The organism is Testudinibacter sp. 'clade 2' (assembly GCF_006227735.1).
Lineage (GTDB): Bacteria > Pseudomonadota > Gammaproteobacteria > Enterobacterales > Pasteurellaceae > Chelonobacter.
Genome location: NZ_VDHB01000072.1, coordinates 1 through 22545 on the forward strand (window position 1 = coordinate 1; position 22545 = coordinate 22545).

General features: G+C 48.1%; 25 protein-coding genes. 13 read left to right on the plus strand and 12 right to left on the minus strand.

The genetic code is table 11. The features are described 5' to 3' along the window. The 7 genes from FHQ30_RS06470 to FHQ30_RS06500 all read right to left on the minus strand — a co-directional run. The coding region (locus tag FHQ30_RS06470) for an AAA family ATPase (RefSeq protein WP_139625156.1) at window positions 1-2097 on the minus strand (2097 nt) is incomplete at its 3' end. A gap of 10 nt (window positions 2098-2107) precedes the next feature. Further along, window positions 2108-3112, minus strand: coding sequence for a virulence RhuM family protein (locus FHQ30_RS06475; RefSeq protein WP_139610958.1), 1005 nt, complete (start codon window positions 3110-3112; stop codon window positions 2108-2110). A 161-nt stretch (window positions 3113-3273) separates the two neighbouring features. Next, a complete protein-coding gene (locus tag FHQ30_RS06480) occupies window positions 3274-3702 on the minus strand; it encodes a type II toxin-antitoxin system VapC family toxin (RefSeq protein ID WP_139610980.1) in 429 nt (142 codons plus the stop codon). Between the two features lie 11 nt (window positions 3703-3713). Further along, a complete protein-coding gene (locus FHQ30_RS06485; protein WP_139610959.1) occupies window positions 3714-3986 on the minus strand; it encodes a type II toxin-antitoxin system prevent-host-death family antitoxin in 273 nt (90 codons plus the stop codon). Window positions 3987-4071: 85 nt separating this feature from the next. Beyond that, on the minus strand, window positions 4072-4383 hold the full coding sequence (locus FHQ30_RS06490; protein ID WP_139610960.1) for a hypothetical protein: 312 nt from the start codon (window positions 4381-4383) through the stop codon (window positions 4072-4074). Window positions 4384-4407: 24 nt separating this feature from the next. After that, the gene (locus FHQ30_RS06495; protein ID WP_139610961.1) at window positions 4408-5802 is read right to left on the minus strand and encodes a flavin monoamine oxidase family protein; all 1395 of its coding nucleotides are present in this window, start codon (window positions 5800-5802) and stop codon (window positions 4408-4410) included. Between the two features lie 97 nt (window positions 5803-5899). Then, complete coding sequence (locus FHQ30_RS06500; RefSeq protein ID WP_139610962.1) at window positions 5900-6370, minus strand: MarR family winged helix-turn-helix transcriptional regulator; 471 nt, start codon at window positions 6368-6370, stop codon at window positions 5900-5902. Between the two features lie 150 nt (window positions 6371-6520). Between FHQ30_RS06500 and FHQ30_RS06505 the strand changes: the two genes are divergently transcribed. Beyond that, window positions 6521-6949 carry an organic hydroperoxide resistance protein gene (locus FHQ30_RS06505; RefSeq protein WP_139610963.1) on the plus strand — a complete coding sequence of 143 codons (429 nt, stop codon included), beginning with the start codon at window positions 6521-6523 and terminating at the stop codon, window positions 6947-6949. 102 nt (window positions 6950-7051) lie between these two features. On the opposite strand, the gene FHQ30_RS06510 is transcribed toward FHQ30_RS06505, so the two are convergent. Continuing rightward, window positions 7052-7393, minus strand: a complete 342-nt coding sequence (locus FHQ30_RS06510) for a winged helix-turn-helix transcriptional regulator (protein ID WP_139610964.1) — start codon at window positions 7391-7393, stop codon at window positions 7052-7054. A 109-nt stretch (window positions 7394-7502) separates the two neighbouring features. On the opposite strand from FHQ30_RS06510, the gene FHQ30_RS06515 reads away from it, so the two are divergent. Continuing rightward, complete coding sequence (locus tag FHQ30_RS06515; protein WP_139610965.1) at window positions 7503-8054, plus strand: NAD(P)H-dependent oxidoreductase; 552 nt, start codon at window positions 7503-7505, stop codon at window positions 8052-8054. Between the two features lie 91 nt (window positions 8055-8145). Here FHQ30_RS06515 and FHQ30_RS06520 read toward each other — a convergent pair whose 3' ends face one another. Both FHQ30_RS06520 and FHQ30_RS06525 read right to left on the minus strand, forming a co-directional pair. Further along, window positions 8146-8472, minus strand: a complete 327-nt coding sequence (locus tag FHQ30_RS06520; RefSeq protein ID WP_139610966.1) for a MerR family DNA-binding protein — start codon at window positions 8470-8472, stop codon at window positions 8146-8148. A 95-nt stretch (window positions 8473-8567) separates the two neighbouring features. Next, complete coding sequence (locus tag FHQ30_RS06525) at window positions 8568-9155, minus strand: NAD(P)H-dependent oxidoreductase (RefSeq protein ID WP_139610967.1); 588 nt, start codon at window positions 9153-9155, stop codon at window positions 8568-8570. Window positions 9156-9307: 152 nt separating this feature from the next. Here FHQ30_RS06525 and FHQ30_RS06530 point away from each other — a divergent pair, with 152 nt between their 5' ends. Continuing rightward, on the plus strand, window positions 9308-10222 hold the full coding sequence (locus tag FHQ30_RS06530; protein WP_139610968.1) for a LysR family transcriptional regulator: 915 nt from the start codon (window positions 9308-9310) through the stop codon (window positions 10220-10222). Between the two features lie 186 nt (window positions 10223-10408). Here the strand turns inward: FHQ30_RS06530 and FHQ30_RS06535 are convergent, their stop codons facing one another. Then, window positions 10409-11641 carry an ATP-binding protein gene (locus FHQ30_RS06535; RefSeq protein WP_139610969.1) on the minus strand — a complete coding sequence of 411 codons (1233 nt, stop codon included), beginning with the start codon at window positions 11639-11641 and terminating at the stop codon, window positions 10409-10411. 344 nt (window positions 11642-11985) lie between these two features. Then, a complete protein-coding gene (locus FHQ30_RS06540) occupies window positions 11986-12867 on the minus strand; it encodes a LysR family transcriptional regulator (RefSeq protein WP_139610970.1) in 882 nt (293 codons plus the stop codon). A gap of 190 nt (window positions 12868-13057) precedes the next feature. Here FHQ30_RS06540 and FHQ30_RS06545 point away from each other — a divergent pair, with 190 nt between their 5' ends. The 10 genes from FHQ30_RS06545 to rhuM all read left to right on the plus strand — a co-directional run. After that, entirely contained in the window at window positions 13058-14134 is a 1077-nt protein-coding gene (locus FHQ30_RS06545) for an alpha/beta hydrolase (RefSeq protein ID WP_267963793.1), read from the plus strand. Between the two features lie 87 nt (window positions 14135-14221). After that, the gene (locus FHQ30_RS06550) at window positions 14222-14872 is read left to right on the plus strand and encodes an NAD(P)H-dependent oxidoreductase (protein ID WP_267963791.1); all 651 of its coding nucleotides are present in this window, start codon (window positions 14222-14224) and stop codon (window positions 14870-14872) included. A 40-nt stretch (window positions 14873-14912) separates the two neighbouring features. After that, window positions 14913-15662 (plus strand): SDR family oxidoreductase, encoded by a 750-nt coding sequence (locus tag FHQ30_RS06555; protein WP_139610972.1) that lies wholly within the window; start codon window positions 14913-14915, stop codon window positions 15660-15662. 33 nt (window positions 15663-15695) lie between these two features. Continuing rightward, a complete protein-coding gene (locus FHQ30_RS06560; RefSeq protein ID WP_267963792.1) occupies window positions 15696-16112 on the plus strand; it encodes a cyclophilin-like fold protein in 417 nt (138 codons plus the stop codon). A gap of 21 nt (window positions 16113-16133) precedes the next feature. Then, on the plus strand, window positions 16134-17180 hold the full coding sequence (locus FHQ30_RS06565; RefSeq protein WP_139610973.1) for an alpha/beta hydrolase: 1047 nt from the start codon (window positions 16134-16136) through the stop codon (window positions 17178-17180). 500 nt (window positions 17181-17680) lie between these two features. After that, window positions 17681-18283, plus strand: coding sequence for a restriction endonuclease subunit S (locus FHQ30_RS06570; RefSeq protein ID WP_139610974.1), 603 nt, complete (start codon window positions 17681-17683; stop codon window positions 18281-18283). Continuing rightward, window positions 18280-19815 (plus strand): type I restriction-modification system subunit M, encoded by a 1536-nt coding sequence (locus FHQ30_RS06575; protein WP_139610975.1) that lies wholly within the window; start codon window positions 18280-18282, stop codon window positions 19813-19815. Before FHQ30_RS06570 ends, FHQ30_RS06575 begins: the two co-directional genes overlap by 4 nt. Continuing rightward, entirely contained in the window at window positions 19808-20812 is a 1005-nt protein-coding gene (locus FHQ30_RS06580) for a virulence RhuM family protein (RefSeq protein ID WP_139610976.1), read from the plus strand. Before FHQ30_RS06575 ends, FHQ30_RS06580 begins: the two co-directional genes overlap by 8 nt. A gap of 5 nt (window positions 20813-20817) precedes the next feature. Next, window positions 20818-21849 carry a virulence RhuM family protein gene (locus FHQ30_RS06585; RefSeq protein ID WP_139610983.1) on the plus strand — a complete coding sequence of 344 codons (1032 nt, stop codon included), beginning with the start codon at window positions 20818-20820 and terminating at the stop codon, window positions 21847-21849. Beyond that, the coding region (rhuM, locus tag FHQ30_RS06590) for a RhuM family protein (protein WP_139625157.1) at window positions 21846-22545 on the plus strand (700 nt) is incomplete at its 3' end. The genes FHQ30_RS06585 and rhuM, both read left to right, overlap by 4 nt.

A 22545-nucleotide genomic window follows, 5' to 3' on the forward strand; every position in this document is an offset into this window, starting at 1 on the left:
ATAAAACTGTTCGTAATTTTCATCAGTACACTCAGTTTTTCCACAATTATAAATTTTGTGAAACAGGTAATTATATTCTGTTACATATTGTTTCAAATAGTTTGGCATCAACGATATTTGGCTTTTCTCTCCAATACGTTCAATAATAAAATGCTGACAATCACTTTCTTTTTTTGGCTTACCCTTTGTGTCTAATATTGGCTGACCATCAGTACCTACCACTTCCTTTTTAGGAATGGTAATACGCTTCAAATATTTCAAAAAATCAAGATTATGAGTAGAGATAAAAAGCTGTTTATACTTCCCAGGTTTTGTTATCAAACTTTCAATCAGACTGTAAACAAAGAAAATATGATTACTATCTAAACTTGATATAGGGTCATCAATATAAATAATAAGTTCCTTGCCTTTACTATTAATTTCTTCGAGCTTTGCCATAAAATAGCAAAAAGCAACCAAGCTGCATTCTCCTTCGCTTAAATTATATGCAGTATTGTTACCTCGCATAATCTGAAACTTAACACCTTGATTACTTAAATCATCTTTAGCCTCTAATGTTATACCGTCATGACCAAAAAAATGGTTGAGTAATTTATTTATGCGTTCTGCTCCTTTTCGCTCATCAGTTAGCTCACTTCGTAATTTTTGAATTTCTCGCTCTAAATCTGAAACCTCTTTTTGAATCTTTTGTACTTTTTCGCTTTCTTCCTTTACTTTATTATCTAAACTCGCAATACTATTTTTCTTGTCGTCATACTTAATAGAATCTATAAATCCGACAACATCTGATAGCCGCAAATCCTTACGGGCATTCATTTTGTCATCTTCTAATGTTTTAGAGCGTTCATTATTACTCTTAATTAATAGACAAAATTCCTCAATCAATCTATTTAATTCAGTTATGTTATTTTTTAATTCTGGTATTTCTGATGGGGTAAAAATATCTTTTTTTCTCTCTAATAAAGCATTTTTCAATACACCTAAATGATTGCTATAACTTTTTAGGTTATTGTCCAACTCACTGTTAATGCTCTCAAATTTTTCCTGATAATCAACATAGAAATCCTGTCGAGACAATTTAGCAAGACCAGAAATTTTACTGATTTCTTTCTCAACAAATGTGATTCCACTATCAATATCTGCCTCAAGTTTTTGTGACTCCTGATTAAAATGAGCATCTAGCTTTTGCCAAATATTATCTGGTAGCGGTTGTTGACAAAATGCACAGCTTTTCCGATTTTTATGAAGATCCTTACCTTGTTTAACCCAGTTTTGAAGTAAATGATTACTCAATAGCTCTTGGATAGCTTCAGTCGGTCTGATTTGTCTTTGCAATATTTCTTTCGTCTGAGAGATAAGCTGATCTAGATTGAAATTAATTGAAATTTTATGTAATTCTTTTAGTGCATCTTGCTTTAAAAGAACTTTTTTGCTATCCACTTCAGAGTTCGAAAATTTCGATATATTTTTAGTTGTTATATTTCCAATGTCTTGCTTTATTCTTGCAATATTGTAATTCACTTCTTGGTAAGCAGGATTTTCCTTGATTGTTCGTGCATGATTTTTTAATTCTTCATTCAAATTGGTCTCAGCAGTTCTATGCTCAGATACTGCACTATCCCACAATTTCTGCTGTTCTGCTAACTGAAATCTTAAGCCTGATTGTTGTTCCAAATCACCTAATTGGTTTTCAATATTTTCAATTTGGATTTCAATTTCATTATTTTTTTCACCCATAATCGCAAATGTCTTGATTTCTCCATTCGCTTGATTAGTAAGAAAACTTAAATTATCTTTTACAAAATCTTGATTATAAACCCTAATCTCACAAGTACAAGATTCTAAATTTGGATGTTTTATTTCAACATTCTCATTAAAAACCGAAAAATCCACATTGAAATAATTATCGGGAGTGCGCCGAGTTTGTAATGTACGAAAAATACGGGAAAGTGTCGTTTTACCGGAATAATTCCGCCCATAAATAATATTCAGACGTTTAAATACTACTTTATTACTACCTTTATCTCTAACAGTATTATCCCATTCAAATTGCTGAAAACTGCCAAAATTATTAATGTTAATTTTATTAATTGACATCGCTATTTCCTTATTTCAAATCCAAAAACCGATCAAAATCACTCTCAAACACCTTATCCTGCACCAGCCGATATTTTTCAAACTCACTCAAGGCGTGGGCCTTGGCGATTTCAGCAGTGATTTTCCCAGCGTCTTGCAAAACCGCTCGATCGGTAAATTCTAAAAAGCGGTTAAGGCGGGTTTCCCAGTCTGCCATGGTCATGGGGATTTGGCGGTTTGCCATGTCTTCGGCGATGTCGAGATAAGCGGAAACAAGGCGTTGCAGTTGTGCCATTTCGCTATCAGTTAAATAATTTTTGGCGACGATTACGTCAAATTGCTGGATTTTCCCGTGCGGTGCGTCTTTCCAACTGGTTAAGCCCATATTTTCTTTGTCAGCATCGGCTCGGTGGTAGATGACTTCGGCGGCGGTTTGTCCGTGGATTGCCCAATGCAGCTTGTTTTGTACGGTGGCGAAAAAGCGTTGGGTGGCGGTGGCGGTGCGATCGTAATCGATGGCGGTGGCGTAGATGTCGGTGATTTTTTGGTAGAATTTGCGTTCGGATAGGCGGATTTCACGAATGCGGGCAAGCTGCTCTTCAAAGTATTTTTTGCCCAAAATCGTGCCGTCGTTTTTCAGGCGCTCGTCGTCCATTGCAAAGCCTTTGATGGTGAACGATTCGATGATTTGCGTCGCCCATTTGCGAAACTGCACGGCTCTTTCGGAGTTGGTTTTATAACCAACCGAGATAATGGCGGAGAGGTTGTAATGCTGGGTTTGGTAGTTTTTGCCGTCGGCGGCAGTTATCCGAAATTTTCGGATAACTGAATCTTCAGTCAATTCATTATCGGCAAATATTTGTTTTAGATGATAATTTATGGTGCGGACATCTATCGCATACAACTCCGCCATCATTTTTTGCGACAGCCAGATATTTTCATCGGCATATACGGCATTGACACCGCCGTCGCCCGTGGCGGCGATAAAGGTGAGGTATTCCACCGCAGAGGCTCGGATGATTTCGTTTTTATGCATGATTCCACACCTTAGCACGTTGTTTTTAGGATAAATTGGTGATTATTTTAGCATTTTCGCTGATTGTTTTCTATGATGGCAAATGAATGAAATGCCGTCTGAAACCGCACTTTGAAAGTGCAAAAGTTTCAGACGGCATGTTCAATCATCAAACCCAATCATCAATCCGCAAACGGATTCAACAGCCGCAAGCCGGCGGCGGCGAAGTCGGCAAAATCCTTTTCGTTGCGGGTGACCAAAATCAGCTGGTGCTGAATGGCTTGGGCGGCGATCCAGGCGTCGTTTTCGGGGCTGCGGTCGGGTACGTGCAGGCTGGCGCAGAGTTTGGCGGTGGTGCTGTCCAGCGGCAGGATTTGCTCTTTAAACTGCTGTTTCACCACTTGTTCCAGCCATATTCTCAAATCCTGCCCTTGCGCAGGGTCACGCCGTTCCATAGACAGCACGCCCCGTTCAAGCTCCATCATCACCACTGCCGATGTGCAAAGTTGTGCCGATTGCAACGATTGCACCCAGTCGGCCACACCACGGTTGCCCTTGCCTTTTTCCACGCGACGCATTTCGCTGATGAGGTTGGTGTCCAATAGATACAGGCGTTCGTTCATCAATCAAACTCCACCGGGCGGCGTTGTGCCTTGGAGCGTGGCGGAATCTCCAATTCAATCTCGGAAACATCAGGCAAATCTTTGGACAACGCCAGCCAAGATTCCCAAAAAGACGGCTCGGGCTGCTTGCCGCTCAAATTCTGATACTCACTGAAACTCATCACCACCAAATCGGGCTTGCCACGGTTGGTAATCAGCAAGGGGGCTTTGTGGGCGGCTTTTTGCGCTTCGTGGGTGCGCTGGTTGAATTCACGGCTGGTCATGGTTTGCATGGGCTTTCTCCTTTGAAGTGCGGTCAATACGCACAAGATGTATATAGGTTAATACAATTGGCGTAAAAATACAATGCCGCCTTTTTTACTGACGCTGATACAAGGCATCTAGCCCTTTGTTGAGGGTGTTGGCGGTGAACACGGCGGGAACGAAACCGAAGATGGCGATCAGCCATTCTATTTTTTCGTTGCGCTCGTCAAAAAGCTGTTCTCGCATGCCGAGCGGCACGTCGGCGTAGTAGGTGCGGATAAAGATAAAAATCAGCAGCGACAAGGTGCTGATTAAAAAGAATAAGCCGCAGCCGAGCAGGTATTTGCCGCCTTTTTTGTGGCAGTAAAACAGCAGCCCGATGAAAAAGGCGTTGCTGATGATAGCCAATGAAATGATGAGTGCCATTTCTCCTCCCTTAATTGAAATTTTCTATAAATTGCTCAAAATGCGTTCTGCCGCTTTCACGCCTGAATCGTAGGCAAAATCCACCTGCGACATCACCATACCCGCCCAATACACGTTGCCGTGCGGCCGCAAAATTTCGGCTTCGTTTTCCCAATAACCGTATGCGCCCAGTGCATAAGGGTCGCTTTGCCAATCATGGCTTATGACTTTTTGATAATGCAATTCAGGCTGCCGGCTGATGTGGCGTACAGCGGCAAGCATTTCAGCGTAGCGTTGCGATTCGGACTGTGCCAGCAGTCGGCGTGCGTTGTCGCCCGTCGCCCAGCCGACCAAAATCTGCCCGTGGTAAGTGCTGCCTGCGGATGCCTGCCATATGCAAGGCACATTTTGCGAAAAATCTACCATCAATTCGGCGTCATCGGGCAGCGGTTTGCCGTCAAACGCCATCATCATTTTTACCACGGGGATTTGTTCGCCGTCACGCAAGGCTTGGATTTTTTGTTTGGGCAAAGCCGGGGTGAAGTGAATTTTGTTTTGCAACAGCAGCGGCGCAGGCACGGTAACAATGCAGGTTTTGGCACTGAATTGTGTCACTTCGCCGTTCAGCAACACATCAATCTGCACCGAATCGCCCTTATCACGCACTGCCTGTACCACACTGCCAAGCTGAATCGGCAAGCCGTCGGCAAGGTAGCTGATGATGTTTTCATAGCCGTCGGGGAGCTTGTAATCCTGAAATTTACCGCTCTTGCTATGGTCTGCCTGCCACAGCTCAGGCAGAAATTCCGCCATTTCTTCCGCACTCATTTTATCAAACTGTTCGCTGTCAAGTGCGCTCGCCAGCAGGGCAAGCGGACGGTTATCCTTGGCAATGCCAAGTCGGTTGAGATAGGTTTCTGCCGAATGGTCGGCACGGCGTGGGGCGAAATCGGCAGGTTTCGGCGGCGTGCCTTTGGGAAAGGCGTAGGCTTGTGCCGAATCTGCACTCACCCACTCACCAGCATCGGAGAAGCGTAAAAATTCCCGTGTGATGGGATAGGTGCGGATGTGTTGGCGGTGTGCGATTTGCCAAAGGCTGTTATGGTGTTCGTCGCCGTGAAACAGCTCCGCACCCAACTCAATCACTGCCTTGCCGTCGCCAAACTGCAAATCGCTCCACACCCGTCCGCCAATGCGGTCTCTGGCTTCCAATATCAATACCGAACGCCCCGCCTGTTGCAACCGTTTTGCCGCCGCCAAGCCAGCCGCGCCTGCACCAATAATAATCGTATCCAAAGTATGCTCCTTATTTACATGGTGTTTTTCGGATTGGGAAGATGAAGCGGATTTATCAGCGTTTGCCCACACCGCCCAGCCACCAGCAGCCAACACCGCCCCTGCCGCGCCAAGCGTAATAAAATGCCGTCTTGATGTTGCCATCTACTCCCCTTAATGAAATGAAACCGGGTTAAATGAATATCCGCACAGGCCGTCTGAAACCGCACTTTGCTTGTGTCAAGTTTCAGACGGCATTTTTTCATTCCTTCTTCTCTACTCCCGCAAGCAGATTATCCCGCAACTTCGCCACCGCTTTTTGCAGCGCCACCGCTTCATCCATCGTCAGCCCCATGCTGTCAAACACCGCAAAGCAGCGGCTGCTGGCATCACGCAGCGCACGCCCTTGTTCGGTTAGATGAATTTGCACTTGCCGCTCGTCGCTTTGCGAACGTGTGCGCGTGAGCAAGCCTTGCTTTTCCAAGCCTTTGAGCAGCGGCGTGAGCGTGTTGGAGGCCAAAAATAGCTTTTTGCCCAACTGGTTCACCGTCAAGCCGTCCTCTTCCGCCAAGGCCAACAGCGTAATCCACTGGGTGTAGGTCAAGCCCAGTTCGGCCAGATAGGGCTTGTAGGCGCGGTTAAACGCCAAATTCGCCCCATAGGTGGCAAAACAGAGAAAATCCGCCAAGGGCGGCAGATTGTCGGCGCTGAATTCGGGGTGGTGTTGGTTCATGTTGTGGTCTCTTGTTGGTTTAATCGCTTCATACTATATCGTATACGATATTTTTTGTAAAACCGATTGACAGGGAAAATGCCAAAGGTAAAATACGCACTAGATTAAATCGCATACGATATATTATTTACCTCAATAAAGGAAACCCGTATGAAAATCTTCTACAAAACCCGTGCCACCGCCGTCGGCGGACGCTCCGGACACACTGCATTGGACGACGGCTCGTTGGGCTTTGATTTGGTCAGCTTCACCGACACCGACAAAACAGGCGCAAACCCCGAGCAACTGTTCGCCATGGGCTACGCCGCCTGTTTTGACAGCGCGCTGCAACACGTCGCTTTGCAGCAGAAACTCGACGGCGTGCACACCAAAACCTCGTGCGCGGTCGGCATCGGCCAAACGGCCGAAGGCGGCTTTGCTCTGGATATCGATTTGGACGTGGAAGTGCGCGGCTTGGACAAAGAAACCGCCATCGCCCTGGTTAAAAAAGGACATGAAGTCTGCCCGTATTCCAACGCCACCCGTGGCAATATCGACGTGCGTTTGCATGTGAGTTTGGTGGAAACGGTTGATTTGTAAATTGGAATAATAAAGGCCGTCTGAAACGACTTTTTAAACAAAGTGAAGTTTCAGACGGCCTCTTTATAACAAACAGTCAAAAATCCCTAAAAATCCGCCAACCTACTGCCATTTTTCTCCCCACAAACAGACTGCGTCCACGACAGGGATTAGGCTCAAGCCTTTTTCGGAAAGGGAATATTCCACTTTGGGTGGGATTTGTGGGTATTCGGTGCGGATAACTAGGCCGTCTTGTTCCATTTTCTTCAAGGTGGCAGAGAGGGTTTTGTGCGGGATGTCGCCCATCATGCGTTGCAAGGCGTTGAAACGAATGGTCGGCGGATAGTAATACAGCAGATACAACACCATCATGGTGTATTTGCTGTCAATCAATGACAAGGTGTAGCCGAAGCCTGCTTGGGTCGGGTCAAAGCGGTTTAAATCGATGGGTGTGTTGTCGTGCATACTTACCTCGGGGTAACTGGCGTACCTGCGCGTACGTTCTTGTTTTGGCTGATTTGCCCATTATATACTGCCCGAACTGAATGCATTAAGCAAAAATAAGGACAGTAAAATGGCAAAAACATTGGTGATTATCGCCCATCCGGATTTATCAAAATCGTTGGTCAATCAACGCCTGGCGGACGAAATCAAAAAATACCCGGAAGAATTTACGGTACATTATCTGAACGAAATTTATCCTGACGGCAACATCAATGTGGCGGCGGAACAAAAATTGATAGAGCGGCACCAAAATGTCGTGTTTCAGTTTCCGATTTATTGGTTCAGCTCACCGCCGTTGTTGAAAGCATGGCAAGACCAAGTGCTGACTTACGGCTGGGCATACGGCTCAAAAGGCAATGCCTTTGTCGGTCGCAAACTGGCATTGGCCGTCAGCGCGGGTGCCGGCGAGGAGAGCTATGTGAAAACCGAACAAGGCGGCAACAGCATGGAGGAAGTGCTGCTGCCGTTCCAATTGTCCGCCGATTACATCAAAGCCGATTACCAATCGCCTTTCGTTTTCTACGGTTTGGATTCCACCATCGACAGAGCCTCGACCGCAGAAGAGTTGGCTGATTTGGAACGCGGTGCACAAGATTATGTGGATTATTTGAGAAGTTTATAAACCAAGATAGGCCGTCTGAAACTTTCACTCAAGCAAAATACGGTTTCAGCGCCAATAAATCATCATTCTGCGCCAAATCCTGCAAGATGCCTCAATCCCGCGTGGCGTGCACGGCGCGGCATTGGCTGCGCAAATCGTGCAACTGCTGTTGCAGCGCCTGCAATTCCGCCAGCCGAGCGGAAACGTGGGCGAGGTGTTGGTCGATTAAATCGTTGATGGAGGCGCAGCTGGCATCGGGTTCGGCGCGTGCCTGCAACAATTTGCGGATTTCCTGCCGGGTCATTTCCAAGGCGCGGCAGCTGCGGATAAACACCAGCCGTTCCAGATGCACCGCGCCGTATTCGCGGTAGTTGTTGAACGGATTGCGCCGGGCTTCGGGCAGCAGCCCTTCGCGCTCGTAATAGCGCACGGTTTCCACCGGGCAGCCCGCTTGTTATTTTAACTGATTATAAAAGGCCGTTTGAAACACAGCGCAAGCAAAGTGCGGTTTCAGACGGCCTTTCCTAAATCTCGCTATTTAGCCTCGCCAAACACCTGTTCCAAATGTGCGGCGTAATCGGCGATAAAGCGTTCCACTTGCGGATTTTTAATCACGTCGTTACAGATAAAAGTCGGCAAGCGGCTCATACCTAAGAATTCGTTGGCTTTGTGAAAGTGCAGATACACGCCGTCCACGCCCCTGCCTTCAAAAAAATCGTTCGGGCGGTCAAAGGCTTCAATCGGGGCGTTCCATGTTAATGAAAGCATATGCTTTTTGCCTTGCAACAAGCCGTCGCTGCCGTAGCCTTCGGTAGGCGAAGTGCGGTGGCGACCGTCTGATTGGTAAAGTTTGCCGTAGCCTGCGGTGAAAATTTCGTCAATGTATTTTTTCACCGTCCACGGCTCGCCCATCCACCAGCCCGGCATTTGCCAGACCACGGCATCCATTGTTTCAAATTTGGCAACTTCGGCGGCGATGTCGTAGCCGTCGTCAATCACCGTTTCTTGAACGTGGTGTCCCAACTTGCTCAATGTGTCTTTGGCGGTTTGGTGCAGGGTGTGGTTGAGTCTGCCTGCGGAATGCCCGAAGGATTTGCCGCCGTCCAATAATAAAATATTCATTGTTTTCCTTGTTAATCAATTTGTTAAAGTAAATATTCGCACTCATCCGATTGAATGCCGTGTTTGAATGTGCGTAGTATAAAAAACTTCTATTATTTATACTAATGATAATTTATGATAGCTGATATTGATTTTTACGATATGAGAAGCCAATGAAAGCCCTACACCAATTTGATTTAAATCTGCTCAAAGCTTTTGATGTGTTGATGGACGAACGCAATGTCAGCCGTGCCGCCGAGCGGCTCAACCTGACCCAATCGGCAATGAGCGGTATGCTTGCCCGCCTGCGCGAAGGCTTGGGCGACCCCTTGTTTGTGCGGGCGCAGCGGGGCATTGTGCCGACCGAGCGTGCCTTGTCGCTTGCCGAGCCGATTAAAACCACGCTCGCCCATATTGACGGCATATTGCAGCCTGCCGAATTTGAGCCCGCCACCGCCAAAATGACCCTGCGTGTTGCTGCCACCGATTATTCTATGAGCGCGGTGATGGTGCATTTCGTGGCAAAACTCGCCCTGCTTGCGCCCAATATCAAAGTCGCCTTGTTGCCACTAACGCCCGATTTGCCGCAGCAGCTCTCCCAAGGCAAACTGGATTTTGCCCTGCTTGTGCCAAGTGAAGGGGCGGATTATCTGCACCTTAAACCCTTGTATGACGAGCATTATTTGTGCGCCATGCGTGCCGACCACCGCTTGGCGGCGAATGCCGAACTGACTCTCGCCGACTATTGCCAAGCCCAACACATTCTCGCTTCGCCCGTCGGCGGCGGATTTTCGGGGGTGAGCGATATGGCGTTGGCAAAACAGGGACTGAAGCGCAATGTAAAAGTTTCGCTGAATAACTTTTTGCTGTTGCCGCAACTGCTGCAACACAGCGACATGATCGCCACCGTGCCATCACGCTTAACCGCACTTTTGCCCAACATCAAACATTTCCCCACGCCCATGCCCGTGCAAGGCTTCACCAAATACATCGCTTGGCATGACCGCACCCACAACGACCCCGCCCACCGCTGGTTGAGGAGCTTGGTTGGGGAAGTGTGTCGGGGTTTTATGGTCGTTCCAATTTAGATTGATACAACGTTGTTGCGCCTTGCTGCCTTGTCTCAATCTAAATTGAAACGACTCTATAGATGCATGATGCCGTCTGAAAGTTGAAATAGGCTTTCAGACGGCATCTTTATTTCCGTCGTTCATCTTTCCAAATTTGGCAAATATGTTTCTGTTTTTGCGTATTTTGCTTTGGTGCATCAATATTCAGCTTGCATTTATCATTGCGTTCTCGTCAAACAACCACCCCAAAAAAGCCCTCAAACTCAAGCAAACCACGCCGTCATAACTATTGCCTTCAAAATCATCCATCGTCACCACAAATTTCGGATAGTTATCTTGGATTTTGAGTAAGTTGCCGAATTCCCGCTCAAGCGTTTTTTCTTCGTTGATGGAGAGTGCGGCTTGAACATAAATCCGTTCGCCGTTTTTTTCGGCGACGAAATCGATTTCTTGGCTATTCAAACCGCCGATTTTGACATCGTAGCCGGCGATTTGCAGGTGGTTGAAAATCGCATTTTCCAACAGCTTGCCACGATCTTGCGCACGATAGCCGATTAAGGCATTTCGGATACCGAGATCTTCAAAATAATATTTTTCGCCGATTTCAAAAATGCGTTTACCTTCAATGTCATAGCGTGGCACTTTGTGAATAACAAAGGCATTGGCAAGGTATTGGGCATAGTTTTGCACCTGTGCGACAGAGGTTGAAATCCGCTGTGATTTGAGAAAATTGCTGATTTTTTTGGCCGAAAACAAACTACCGATATTGCTGGCCAAAAACTGGGTAAGCTGTTCTAAAAATTGCGTATTGCGCAAGGCATAGCGGTTGGCGATATCGCGGATGGCGATGGTGGAATAAATGTTGCGCAGATATTCAAATACGATATTGTCCTGCAACGGCAGGTCTTTCAAATAAGGCAAACCGCCGTATTTCAAAAACAGCGACAGGGCTTTATCGCCGTCTTCCAATTGCATAAATTGCAAAAACTCGAAATAAGACAAAGCGTGTACATGGATTTCCACCGCCCGCCCGCTCAGCGCCCCGGCAATATCACGGGAAAGCAAGTGGGCATTGCTGCCCGTGCAGTATAAATCCAGCTCATCGTCGAGCAGCAGCGAACGCAAGGCTTGCTCAAAACCGTCAATCTCTTGGATTTCATCAATAAAAACCGCATTGTTTTGACCGCGCTTTTTTTCGCTTTGAACGTATGCGTTCAGCTCTTCGGCGGTTTTGATGTGAGAGAACACAAGGTCTTCTTTATTGATATAGATAATCTGCACGCTTTCATCAAGCGTTTTAAGCTCCTGCATAATCTGAAACAACAGGTAGCTTTTACCGACCCGTCGCTGCCCGGTGAAGACTTTAATCAGCTTTTTGCCGATAAACGGGCGGACTTTGTCTAAATACCGTTTGCGGTAAACCAAATCTTGTTGCATAACATCACCTCTTTTTTATAAGTGAAAGTTTGGCAGGTATTTAAAAAAGTTTCAACTATAACTAAAGTTTTTCCATAAAATGGAAAAAGATAAAAGTATAAATTTCATTTGGCGTAGCGGTGGAATGGCCGTATGATGCCGAATGTCACGTGACAAAAGCGTATGGAAAGCTCGACCGACCAGCCGGTTGCCGCTATGCCTGTGGGATTATGGCGGCGTTGATGCAGAATTTTACTTGACGGCGAAACGCCGCCTTGTTGCGCGACGGGCAGTAACAAGGCGATTATCAGCAACAGGCCGTCTGAAACTTCACACATCAAAGTGCGGTTTCAGACGGCCTTTCCCTACCGCAGCACAGCCTTCACCCGATTCAAAAAAAGCGCTGCGGCTTTTGACAGTGAGCGGTATTTTTTCCACACAATGTGGCTTTTCACTTCTAACGGCGGCGAAAACGGGCGGAAGGTGAGTTGGCTGTCTTCGCCGGTATGGGCGAGCTTGTCCAAGCCCAACGCGATGCCGATGCCTTGTTGTACCATCAATGTGGCATTGAAAATCAGGTTGTAGGTGGCGACCACGTTCAGCTCTTCATAATCGTATTTCAGCCAACGTCCGAGAAAATCGCCCACCCCTGCTTGGCGTGACGAAATCAAGGGAATGCTGCGTAAATCTTCGGGCGAGATGCTTGCTTGGGCGGCGAGCGGGTGGTCTTTTCGCATCAGTGCACCCCAACTGTCTTTTTCAGGCAGCTCAAGGTGTTCATACGCATGCAAATACGTCTCCTCCGTCAGCAATACGCCGAAATCAAGCAAACCTTGGTTGAGTTTTTCCAGGGTATCGTTAGCGTCGGCGCTGATGATGTGCACTTTCACCTGCGGGTAATCCTGCTGGAATTGGTGCAGCAAGTAAATCAAATGCCGCATCACCACCGTTTCGCCGCAGCCGATGTAAATCTCACCGCTCACCGCCTCGCTGGAGGGCTTGAATTCCTGCTCGGTTTTGGCTACCAACGCCAAAATCTCTTCGGCACGGTGGCGCAGCTTTTCGCCGTCTTCGGTCAGGGTAATGCGGCGGCTGCCGCGCACGAACAATTGCGTATCCAGTTTGTATTCCAAATCGGCAAGCTGGCGGGAAAGCGTGGGCTGGGTCAGATGCAGATACTCTGCCGCCGCCGAAATCGAGCCGGTTTTGGCAAGGGCGAGAAAATAGCGTAGCGGTTTGATGTCCATTTTTTTGCTCCAAGTTATGCTTTTGGGGCATAGCTTAGCATAGAAACAAAGTAATATTCATAACAATCTGTCTTTCCTATAATACTTCTAACGCAACACAAGGGGCGAGCCGGTGAAAAAACGGGTCGCACATCAAGCCAAGCATCAGGCATAAACCTATTAATCAAAGAGGCAATCCATGACCAAATCTATGAAACAACTGCTGACCATCACCGCCATGAGTGTCGGTTTAACATTCGCGTCGGCTTCTGCCTTGGCGCAAGTTTCCATTCACAGCAATCTTAAGGACAACGCCATGCAAACCGTCGGCACACAGTGGGACAAGATTTTTCCGCAATCAGACCAGGTAACGCAGCAAAAAGTGCAGTTTAAAAACCGCTACGGCATTACTTTGGTGGCGGATTTGTATTTGCCAAAAAACCGTACGGGCAAAAAACTGCCTGCGGTTGCGGTGGCAGGTGCATTTGGAGCGGTAAAAGAACAGTCATCAGGCTTGTATGCCCAAGAGCTTGCTAAGCGTGGTTTTGCCACTCTGGCATTTGACCCGTCGTTTACAGGGGAAAGTGGCGGTGAGCCGCGCAATGTGGCAAGCCCCGATATCAACACCGAAGATTTCAGTGCGGCGGTGGATTTTTTGAGCAATCAGGATTTTATTGATGCCGAGCGTATCGGCGTGTTGGGCATTTGCGTTTGGGGCGGTATGGCGTTGAACGTCGCCAGCATGGACACCCGCATCAAAGCCACTGCCACCAGCACCATGTATGATATGTCGCAGGTTATGGCAAACGGCTATAACAACAGCGTGGACCAAGCGGCACGTTATGCGATGTTGCAAGGCTTGAACGCCCAGCGTAGTGCCGATTTCAAGGCGGGCGGATTCGCCCCCAGCAGCAACAATCTACCCGAAAAATTAAGCGGTGAAGAACCATGGTTTGTGCAGGAATATTGGGCGTTTTACAAAACCCCGCGCGGTTTCCATCCACGTGCCGTTAATTCCAACGCTGCATGGACAGCAACGACGCCACTGTCGTTCATTAATATGCCACTGCTACAGCGTGCCGGCGAAATTCAAAATCCAGTATTGGTGGTGCATGGTGAAAAAGCTCATTCACGCTACTTTAGTGAAGATGCCTTCAAAAAACTCACAGGCGGCAATAAAGAGCTGTATATCGTGCCAAACGCCACCCATGTCGATTTGTACGACTATCAATCGGGCAAAATTCCGTTTGACAAGTTTGAACAGTTTTTTAAGGCGAATTTGAAGTAAATGTGAGCCGCTTTCAGACAGCATATTGTTATGCCGTCTGAAAATCTATTCAAGCCATTAAAAGACTGATTGAAAAAGGAGCGAAGCATGACTTACAGCCGACGAGAAGTCATCAAAACCGCCATGGGTGTGGTGGGTGTCGCCGCCTTAGGTGCGGTATCCGCCTGTCATGCCCAAAACAACGGCAACGCCCAAACCGCTTCAACAGGAGACACTATGCCGAACAATAATCGCAATATCCGCACCTTGGTGTTGGTGTCGCACCCTTATTTTGAACGTTCCACCCTGACCAAAGGCTTGTATGAAGCCGCACAAAGCGTTGCAGGCATCACCGTGCGGCATTTGGATTTGATTTACGGCAACGATGTCGGGGCGATTGACGTGGCGGCGGAAACCCGCTTGATGAATGAGCATGACCGCATTGTGTTTGTGTTCCCAACCCATTGGTTCAACATCACGCCGATGATGAAAGCGTGGCTCAACGACGTGTGGGGCAGCGTCGGCCCCGACCGTTGGAAAGGCAAAGAAATGCTGGTGGTATCCACCGCAGCAGGCGGCAGCTCCACTTATGGGGCGAACGGCCGTATCGGCGTGCCGCTCGCCGATGTATTCCTGCCGATGAAAGCCACCGCCCTGCATTGCGGCATGACCTATTTACCGCCGCTGGTGTTTGAAAACGCCGGCAGTAGCAAGTTGGCAGAATACCAACAAGCCTTGATTAAACGCTTAACCGCTTAATATTCAACCCTATTTCCCATATTCATAACAGGAGTAAACCATGAACAACATTCAAAACAAAGTCGTGATTATCACCGGCGCATCCAGCGGTATCGGTGAAGCCACCGCCTACATCCTTGCCGAGCAAGGGGCGAAACTGGTGCTGGGCGCACGGCGTGAAGCCAAATTGCAAGCGATTAGCGACGCCATCAAAGCCCGTGGCGGCGAAGCAGTTTACCGTGTGACCGACGTCGTGAACGCCGAAGATAACGCCGCTTTAGTGGAATTGGCAAAATCAACCTTCGGTAAAGTGGATGCGATTTTCTTAAACGCAGGCTTAATGCCCAGCTCGCCGTTTTCCGCTTTGGAAACCGCCAACTGGAATGCGATGGTGGATGTGAACATCAAAGGCGTGTTAAACGGCATTGCCGCCGTGTTGCCGACCTTTGAAGCACAAAAATCAGGGCATATCATCAGCGTCTCGTCTGTGGCAGGTTTGAAAGTGTACCCCGGTGCAGGCGTGTATTGCGGCACCAAATGGGCGGTCAAAGCCATGATGGAAGCCTTGCGTATGGAATCAGCCCAAGCCGGCACCAACATCCGCACCGCCACCATCTACCCCGCCGCCGTGCAATCGGAATTGGTGGCAGGCATTACCGATACAGGCACGTCGGAAGGCTACCGAGCGCTTTACGACACCTACGAAATCCCCGCTGAGCGTGTGGCAAGCGTAGTGGCATTCGCCTTAAGCCAGCCAGACGACACCAATATCAGCGAGTTCACACTTGGCCCGACTACCCAGCCTTGGTAGCACAACAAGTGTGTTCCGTAAGAGAAAAAAATCATGCGAAAAATAACCGCACTTTTAAGCCTGTTTTTAGTCACCACCGCCATCGCACAGGAGCAGCCGATGAAAATTAACCTAATCGCCAACGGCAAAACCCTCACCGCTACCCTGTCAAACGGCACGGCAGCGAAGGATTTTTACCAAATGTTGCCGCTGGAATTAGAGCTTAGCGATTATGCCGGCGAAGAAAAAATCAGCTATCTGCCACGCAAATTGAACACCAGCCGAGAGCCTGACGGCGTGGCGGCAGCCGTGGGCGACATCAATTATTACGCGCCGTGGGGCAATGTGGCGATTTTCTACAAGCCACACGGTAAAGCCCGCGGCTTGGTGCATTTGGGCAAATTTGACGGCGATTTCTCCGCGATTTTGGGGAATGGCAAAACCAAAGTGCGGTTGGAAAAAACAAAATAATCAACTCACAACGAGGCCGTTATGAAACGCAACACCACATTCAAAAAACTCACCACCGCTTTGATTTTAAGCACATCATTATTAGGAGCAACTGCCATGGCAACCCCGCAAAACACAGGTATCGCTTACCCCACAGGCTATGCCAACTGGTATCAAAGCCACAATGTGAACATTCAAAAAGTCAAGTTCAACAACCCCTACGGCATTGAGATTGTCGGCAATTTGGTGCTGCCGAAAAATTATAAACAAGGCGAAAAATTGCAAGCCATTATCATCGGACACCCGATGGGGGCGGTAAAAGAACAGGCTTCCATGCTGTATGCCCAAGTGCTGGCTGAACATGGCTTTGCCACGCTGGCGATTGATATGCCGTTTTGGGGCGAAAGCGGCGGCACACCCCGCCAAGCGGTTGAGCCGACGATGTTTGAAGATGCGTTTAGCTCGGCGGTGGATTATTTGGGCAGCCGACCTGAAATTGACAAAAATAAAATCGGCGTACTCGGCATTTGTGCCAGCGGCGGCTATTCCATCAGCGCAATGAAAATCGACCCGCGCATCAAAGCCTTGGCGACTTCGGCCATGGTGGAAATGGGCACGGCTTCACGCACGATGATGATTGACGAAGCGGCTGTCAAAGCAGGCGTGGCACAACGTGAAGTGGAATTTGCCGGCGGCAAACCAGCCTACACAGGCGGCACGACCACCGAACTGACCGCCGACACCAACCCGATGCAACGTGAGTTTTACGGCTTCTACCGCACCGCTCGCGGTGAATACACGCCCAAAGGTGCCGACCCCAAAACCACCACCATGCCGCTGTTGAGCCACAACCCCAAATTGCTGAATTTCTATCCGTTCAACGGCATGGAAACCATCAAACGCCCGATGCTGTTCATCACCGGCGACGTATCCATGTCGCGTAATTTCAGCGAAGAAGCCTACAAGCTCGCCAGCGAGCCGAAAGAGCTTTATTGGGTAGCAGGGGCGAATCACACCGATATGTACGACAATGCCGATAAGATTCCTTTTGCCAAGTTGGTGGAGTTTTTTGGTGAGAATTTGAAGTAAGTTTTTGAGTCGTCAAAATGGCATGCCGTCTGAAACTTTTACTTGCTTGAAAAAGTGAAGTGCGGTTTCAGACGGCATCAATCATCATTCATTCAACAAAGCCTTTGCAAATACTTCGCCGTTACCGATATAGTCGGAGAAATTAGATTCTGATACAAGGCGGCGAGCTGCAGACAGTACAGATAGTACGGCAAGGCGAGCCAACGCCGTAGCAGAAACTAATTTCTTCGACTATAGATGAATTTGAATTTACGCTGGCCGCACAAGGGCGGCTGGCATATCGGGTGTTTGAGAATCGCTATTGAGGCAAGACATTCGAGCTGAACGTCGGCGACGGTAGCTGGTAGCGCTGCCAGCTTTGGGTGAGGTATAAGCGATGATGCCGTGGAATCGGCATGTCTAAATAATACAGTAGGTGAAAAACAGCAAAACACTTGCCTTGCTACTCTTGTCGGTTTATTATTTTTCTGTAATTCATATACAGAGAAAATACACCGACGATGGCTCAACTATATTTACTCAGCGACTTCGCCCAAATCCACACCGGCTTCACCTTTCGTGGCAAGGTGGAGGAAGCCGCTGATGGCAATGCCCATCTTGTGCAAATCAAAGACGCACGCAGCCATTGGCAAAGCCAAGCCAGCAGCCGCATGGCCATTGATGCCTTGCCAAAAATCCACTGGCAGGGCAAATCTTATGCCAGGGCAGGCAGTGTACTTTTGCCTTCGCGCGGGGAATATGTGCGGGCAAGCTGCTTGCAAACACAAGACGGCGATTGCCTACCGATTGTCGCCAGCAGCCAGTTTTTTATCATTAATGCAGGCGAACACCTTTTGCCTGAATATCTGTGTTGGCTGCTTAATCAGCCAGCGATTCAACACCGCCTGCAACACGACAGCCGTGGCAGCAATATCCCCATGCTCAATATCGGTCAGATTGGCGAATTAAAACTGCCGATTCCCGATTTGTCCACCCAGCAAAACATCGTTGCCCTAGAGCGCCTGGCGGAACAAGAATATTGCTTGCTGCAAAAGTTACAACACAACCGCCAGCAACAATCCCAAGCCATTTATCAAAAATTAATCAAGGAACACGCCGCATGAATACCCCTATCCAGCAAGAGCAAATCAACAAAGCCCTGTGGGCGGCCTGCGATACTTTTCGTGGCACGATCAGTGCTGATACCTATAAAGACTTCATTCTCACCATGCTGTTTTTGAAATACATCTCCGATGTGTGGCAAGACCATTATGAAGATTACCAACAGCAATACGGCGACGAACCTGAACTCATCGAAGAGCTGATGAAAAACGAACGCTTTGTGTTGCCCAAATCCGCCAATTTTTACACCCTGTACGACAGCCGGTTTGAAGCGGGCAACGGCGAACGCATCGACCAAGCCTTGCACGCCATCGAAGAAGCCAACGGCAGCAAGCTCAAAGACGGCAACAACAGCGTATTCCAAGACATCTCATTCAACACCGACAAGCTGGGCGAAGAAAAACAAAAAAACACCGTGTTGCGTATGTTGCTTGAAGACTTCGCCAGACCTGAGCTCAATCTCAAGCCCAGCCGTATCGGCGGCCTTGACGTGATTGGCAATGCTTATGAATACCTGATTAAAAACTTCGCCGCCAGTGGCGGACAAAAAACCGGCGAATTCTATACCCCGCCGGAAGTGTCCGAATTGCTGGCCGTGCTGCTCGATCCGCAAGTAGGCGACAGCATTTGCGATCCGGCTTGCGGTTCAGGCAGCCTGCTGATGAAGTGCGGTCAAAAAGTGCTGCAAAACCACGGTAGCAAACACTACGCCCTGTACGGGCAAGAAGCCATCGGCTCAACCTGGTCATTGGCAAAGATGAATATGTTTTTGCACGGCGAAGACAACCACAAAATCGAATGGGGCGACACCATCCGTAACCCCAAACTGCTGGATGGCAATGGCGGGCTGCTCCACTTTGACATCGTTACCGCCAATCCGCCGTTTTCGCTCGACAAATGGGGGCATGACGAAGCCGAACACGACCGCTACGCCCGTTTCCGCCGTGGCATACCGCCCAAAACCAAAGGCGATTACGCCTTTATCCTGCACATGATTGAAACGCTCAAGCCTGTGGGAAATGGCAAAACAGGCGGCAGAATGGGCGTGGTCGTACCGCACGGCGTACTGTTTCGAGGGGCGAGTGAAGGCAAAATTCGCCAAAAACTGATTGACGAAAACCTGCTCGATGCGGTGATTGGGCTGCCTGAAAAACTGTTTTACGGCACCGGCATTCCGGCGGCTATTTTGCTGTTTAAAAAACAAAAAAACGATAGCAGCGTGCTGTTTATCGACGCTTCACGAGATTTTCAGGCGGGCAAAAACCAAAATATGCTGATCAGCGAACACATCAGCAACATCGCCACCGCCTACCAAAACCGCCAAAGCATCGACAAATACGCCCACCTTGCTGATTTGCAGGAAATCATCGACAACGGCTACAACCTGAATATCCCCCGCTATGTGGATACCTTTGAAGCTGAAGCCGAGATTGACCTTGCTGCAGTGCGTGCCGAACGTTTGGCATTACAAGGCCGTCTGAAAGCATTGGAAACCGAAATGGCAGGCTACCTGAAGGAATTGGGCTATGAATAGCAACATCATCATCTACAACACCGAAGACGGCAATGCCGCCATTTCACTGCATTTGCAAGACGGCACCGTGTGGCTCAACCAGCTGGAGCTTGCCGAGCTGTTCCAAACCAGCAAGCAAAACATCAGCAAGCATATCAAAGCGATTTTTACCGATGGCGAGTTATCTGAAAAAGTGGTTGTCAACTATCAGTTGACAACCAGTATCCACGGTGCAATGGCGGATAAAGTTCAGCAAAAACAAGTTGCTTACTATAACCTCGATATGATTTTAGCCATCGGCTACCGAGTGCGGTCGGTGCGTGGTGTACAGTTTCGCCACTATGCCAGCAATGTGTTAAAAGAATATTTGGTCAAAGGCTTTGCCATGGATGACAGCCGTCTGAAAGAATTGGGCGGTGGCGGTTATTTCAAAGAATTGCTGGAGCGGATTCGGGACATTCGCTCCAGCGAAAAAGTGTTTTACCGTCAAATATTAGACTTATTCGCCACCAGCCAAGATTATGATGGCAACAGCCATGCCGCCAAGCAGTTTTTTGCCACCATACAAAACAAAATGCACTACGCCGTTCATCAGCACACCGCTGCCGAAGTGATTTACCAGCGAGTGGACAGCGAACGGGATTTTATGGGGCTAACCACCTTTAAAGGCGAATTGCCCACCCTAAAAGAAGCCACCACCGCCAAAAACTATCTCTCTGAAAAAGAGCTAAAAGGACTGAATCAATTGGTTTCAGGCTATCTGGATTTTGCCGAACGCCAAGCCGGGCGGGAAATCGTGATGACCATGCAAGACTGGATTACCCATGTGGATACCATTCTCACCGCCACCGGCGAAACCCTGCTCGTCGATAATGGCAAAATTTCCCATAAGCAGATGGAAAGCAAAGTCAAAACCGAGTATCAAAAATACCAAGCCAAAACACTCAGCCAAGTGGAACGGGATTATTTGGATAACTTGAAAACACTGGAACAAACAGCAAAACGAGGGCAGCAGTGAACCATATTCAACCAGGCAACCTCATCATCTACAACACCGATGACGGCAAAAGCAACGTTGCCCTGTTTGTGCAGGGCGACACTATTTGGCTAAGCCAAGCACGGCTTGCCGAACTTTTTGACACCTCAGTGCCGAATATTGCGATTCATATCAAAAATATATTAGAAGACAAAGAGTTAGATGAATTTTCAGTTATTAAGGATTATTTAATAACTGCCGCCGATGGTAAGCAGTACAAGGTAAAGCACTATGCGCTGGAGATGATTTTAGCGGTCGGATTCCGTGTGCGTAGCCCCAGAGGGGTGCAGTTCCGCCGTTGGGCAAATCAACATTTGCGAAGCTATCTGCAAAAAGGCTTTTTGATTGACAGCGAACGCCTGAAAAATCCAAACGGCAGACCGGATTACTTTGACGAACTGCTTGAGCAGATTCGTGATATCCGAGCCAGCGAAATGCGGTTTTATCAAAAAATCCGTGATTTGTTCAGATTGTCGTCGGATTACGACCCTAGCGACAAAGCCACCGAGATGTTTTTTGCCGAAACCCAAAACAAATTGCTGTATGCCGCCACAGGCAAAACAGCGGCAGAGCTGGTATGCAGCCGTGCCGATGCCAATCAACCCAATATGGGTTTGCAGGCCTGGAAGGGCAAAGTGGTTCGTAAAGGCGACATCATCATTGCCAAAAACTACCTCAATGCCGATGAAATCGACACCCTAAACCGCTTGAGCACCATCTTTTTGGAATCCGCCGAATTGCAGGTAAAAAACCGCCGTGATTTAACCCTTGCTTATTGGCGTAACAACGTAGAACAGCTGCTCGCATTTAACGGCTTTGAGATACTGACAGGCAAAGGCTCACGCAATCGTGAACAAATGAAGTCACTGGCAACCGCCCAATACGAACTATTTGATAACGCCCGTAAACAATGGCAGGCAGCACAAGCCGAAGCGGAAGATGTCGCATTACTGGACGAAGTGCATAGCGAGTTGAAAAGCCGTCAATTGGGCGGTCTTCATAAAGGCGGTGAAAAATGAACGAAATCCAGTTTTTGATTTACGACCACGGCGAGCACACCGAAGTATTGGTGCAAGACGAAACCCTGTGGGCGACGCAAAAAAGCATTGCACAGTTATTTGGTGTGAGTGTTCCCACCATCAATGAACATCTGAAAAATATCTTTGAAAGCGGTGAATTGGCTCAACACTCAACTATTCGGAAAATCCGAATAGTTCGCCAAGAAGGAAATCGTCAGGTAACAAGAGAAATCGAGCATTACAATCTTGATGCCATTATCTCCGTCGGCTACCGTGTCAATTCCCAAAAAGCCACCAAATTCCGCATTTGGGCAAGCGAGATTTTAAAAGCCTATATCCAAAAAGGCTTCGCTATTGATATCGAACGCCTAAGGCAAGGTGAAAACGCCTTTGGCAAAGATTATTTCCGTGAATTGCTGGAAACCGTCCGCTCCATCCGTGCTAGCGAACAGCGGATTTGGAAACAATTAACCGATATTTTCGCCGAAATTTCTTACGATTATGATAAAAATTCGGAAATTACCCGCCAGTTTTATGCCAATGTGCAAAACAAATTTCACTACGCCATCACCGGGCAAACCGCTGCCGAGATTGTCTATAGCCATGCAGACCAAAGCAAAAAACACATGGGGTTGAGCACATGGAAAAATGCCCCAGACGGACGGATTTTGCAATCCGATGTGGTGGTGGCAAAAA

What these genes read in the sequence shown, in the direction of transcription:
- FHQ30_RS06505 (WP_139610963.1), top strand. Translation starts at nt 6,521, where the DNA reads ATGAAAATCTTCTACAAAACCCGTGCCACCGCCGTCGGCGGACGCTCC.
- FHQ30_RS06490 (WP_139610960.1), bottom strand. Translation starts at nt 4,383, where the DNA reads ATGGCACTCATCATTTCATTGGCTATCATCAGCAACGCCTTTTTCATC.
- FHQ30_RS06560 (WP_267963792.1), top strand. Translation starts at nt 15,696, where the DNA reads ATGCGAAAAATAACCGCACTTTTAAGCCTGTTTTTAGTCACCACCGCC.
- FHQ30_RS06500 (WP_139610962.1), bottom strand. Translation starts at nt 6,370, where the DNA reads ATGAACCAACACCACCCCGAATTCAGCGCCGACAATCTGCCGCCCTTG.
- FHQ30_RS06570 (WP_139610974.1), top strand. Translation starts at nt 17,681, where the DNA reads ATGGCTCAACTATATTTACTCAGCGACTTCGCCCAAATCCACACCGGC.
- FHQ30_RS06495 (WP_139610961.1), bottom strand. Translation starts at nt 5,802, where the DNA reads ATGGCAACATCAAGACGGCATTTTATTACGCTTGGCGCGGCAGGGGCG.
- FHQ30_RS06565 (WP_139610973.1), top strand. Translation starts at nt 16,134, where the DNA reads ATGAAACGCAACACCACATTCAAAAAACTCACCACCGCTTTGATTTTA.
- FHQ30_RS06550 (WP_267963791.1), top strand. Translation starts at nt 14,222, where the DNA reads ATGACTTACAGCCGACGAGAAGTCATCAAAACCGCCATGGGTGTGGTG.
- FHQ30_RS06580 (WP_139610976.1), top strand. Translation starts at nt 19,808, where the DNA reads ATGAATAGCAACATCATCATCTACAACACCGAAGACGGCAATGCCGCC.
- FHQ30_RS06475 (WP_139610958.1), bottom strand. Translation starts at nt 3,112, where the DNA reads ATGCATAAAAACGAAATCATCCGAGCCTCTGCGGTGGAATACCTCACC.
- FHQ30_RS06525 (WP_139610967.1), bottom strand. Translation starts at nt 9,155, where the DNA reads ATGAATATTTTATTATTGGACGGCGGCAAATCCTTCGGGCATTCCGCA.
- FHQ30_RS06530 (WP_139610968.1), top strand. Translation starts at nt 9,308, where the DNA reads ATGAAAGCCCTACACCAATTTGATTTAAATCTGCTCAAAGCTTTTGAT.
- FHQ30_RS06545 (WP_267963793.1), top strand. Translation starts at nt 13,058, where the DNA reads ATGAAACAACTGCTGACCATCACCGCCATGAGTGTCGGTTTAACATTC.
- FHQ30_RS06485 (WP_139610959.1), bottom strand. Translation starts at nt 3,986, where the DNA reads ATGCAAACCATGACCAGCCGTGAATTCAACCAGCGCACCCACGAAGCG.
- FHQ30_RS06555 (WP_139610972.1), top strand. Translation starts at nt 14,913, where the DNA reads ATGAACAACATTCAAAACAAAGTCGTGATTATCACCGGCGCATCCAGC.
- FHQ30_RS06515 (WP_139610965.1), top strand. Translation starts at nt 7,503, where the DNA reads ATGGCAAAAACATTGGTGATTATCGCCCATCCGGATTTATCAAAATCG.
- FHQ30_RS06575 (WP_139610975.1), top strand. Translation starts at nt 18,280, where the DNA reads ATGAATACCCCTATCCAGCAAGAGCAAATCAACAAAGCCCTGTGGGCG.
- FHQ30_RS06540 (WP_139610970.1), bottom strand. Translation starts at nt 12,867, where the DNA reads ATGGACATCAAACCGCTACGCTATTTTCTCGCCCTTGCCAAAACCGGC.
- FHQ30_RS06535 (WP_139610969.1), bottom strand. Translation starts at nt 11,641, where the DNA reads ATGCAACAAGATTTGGTTTACCGCAAACGGTATTTAGACAAAGTCCGC.
- FHQ30_RS06510 (WP_139610964.1), bottom strand. Translation starts at nt 7,393, where the DNA reads ATGCACGACAACACACCCATCGATTTAAACCGCTTTGACCCGACCCAA.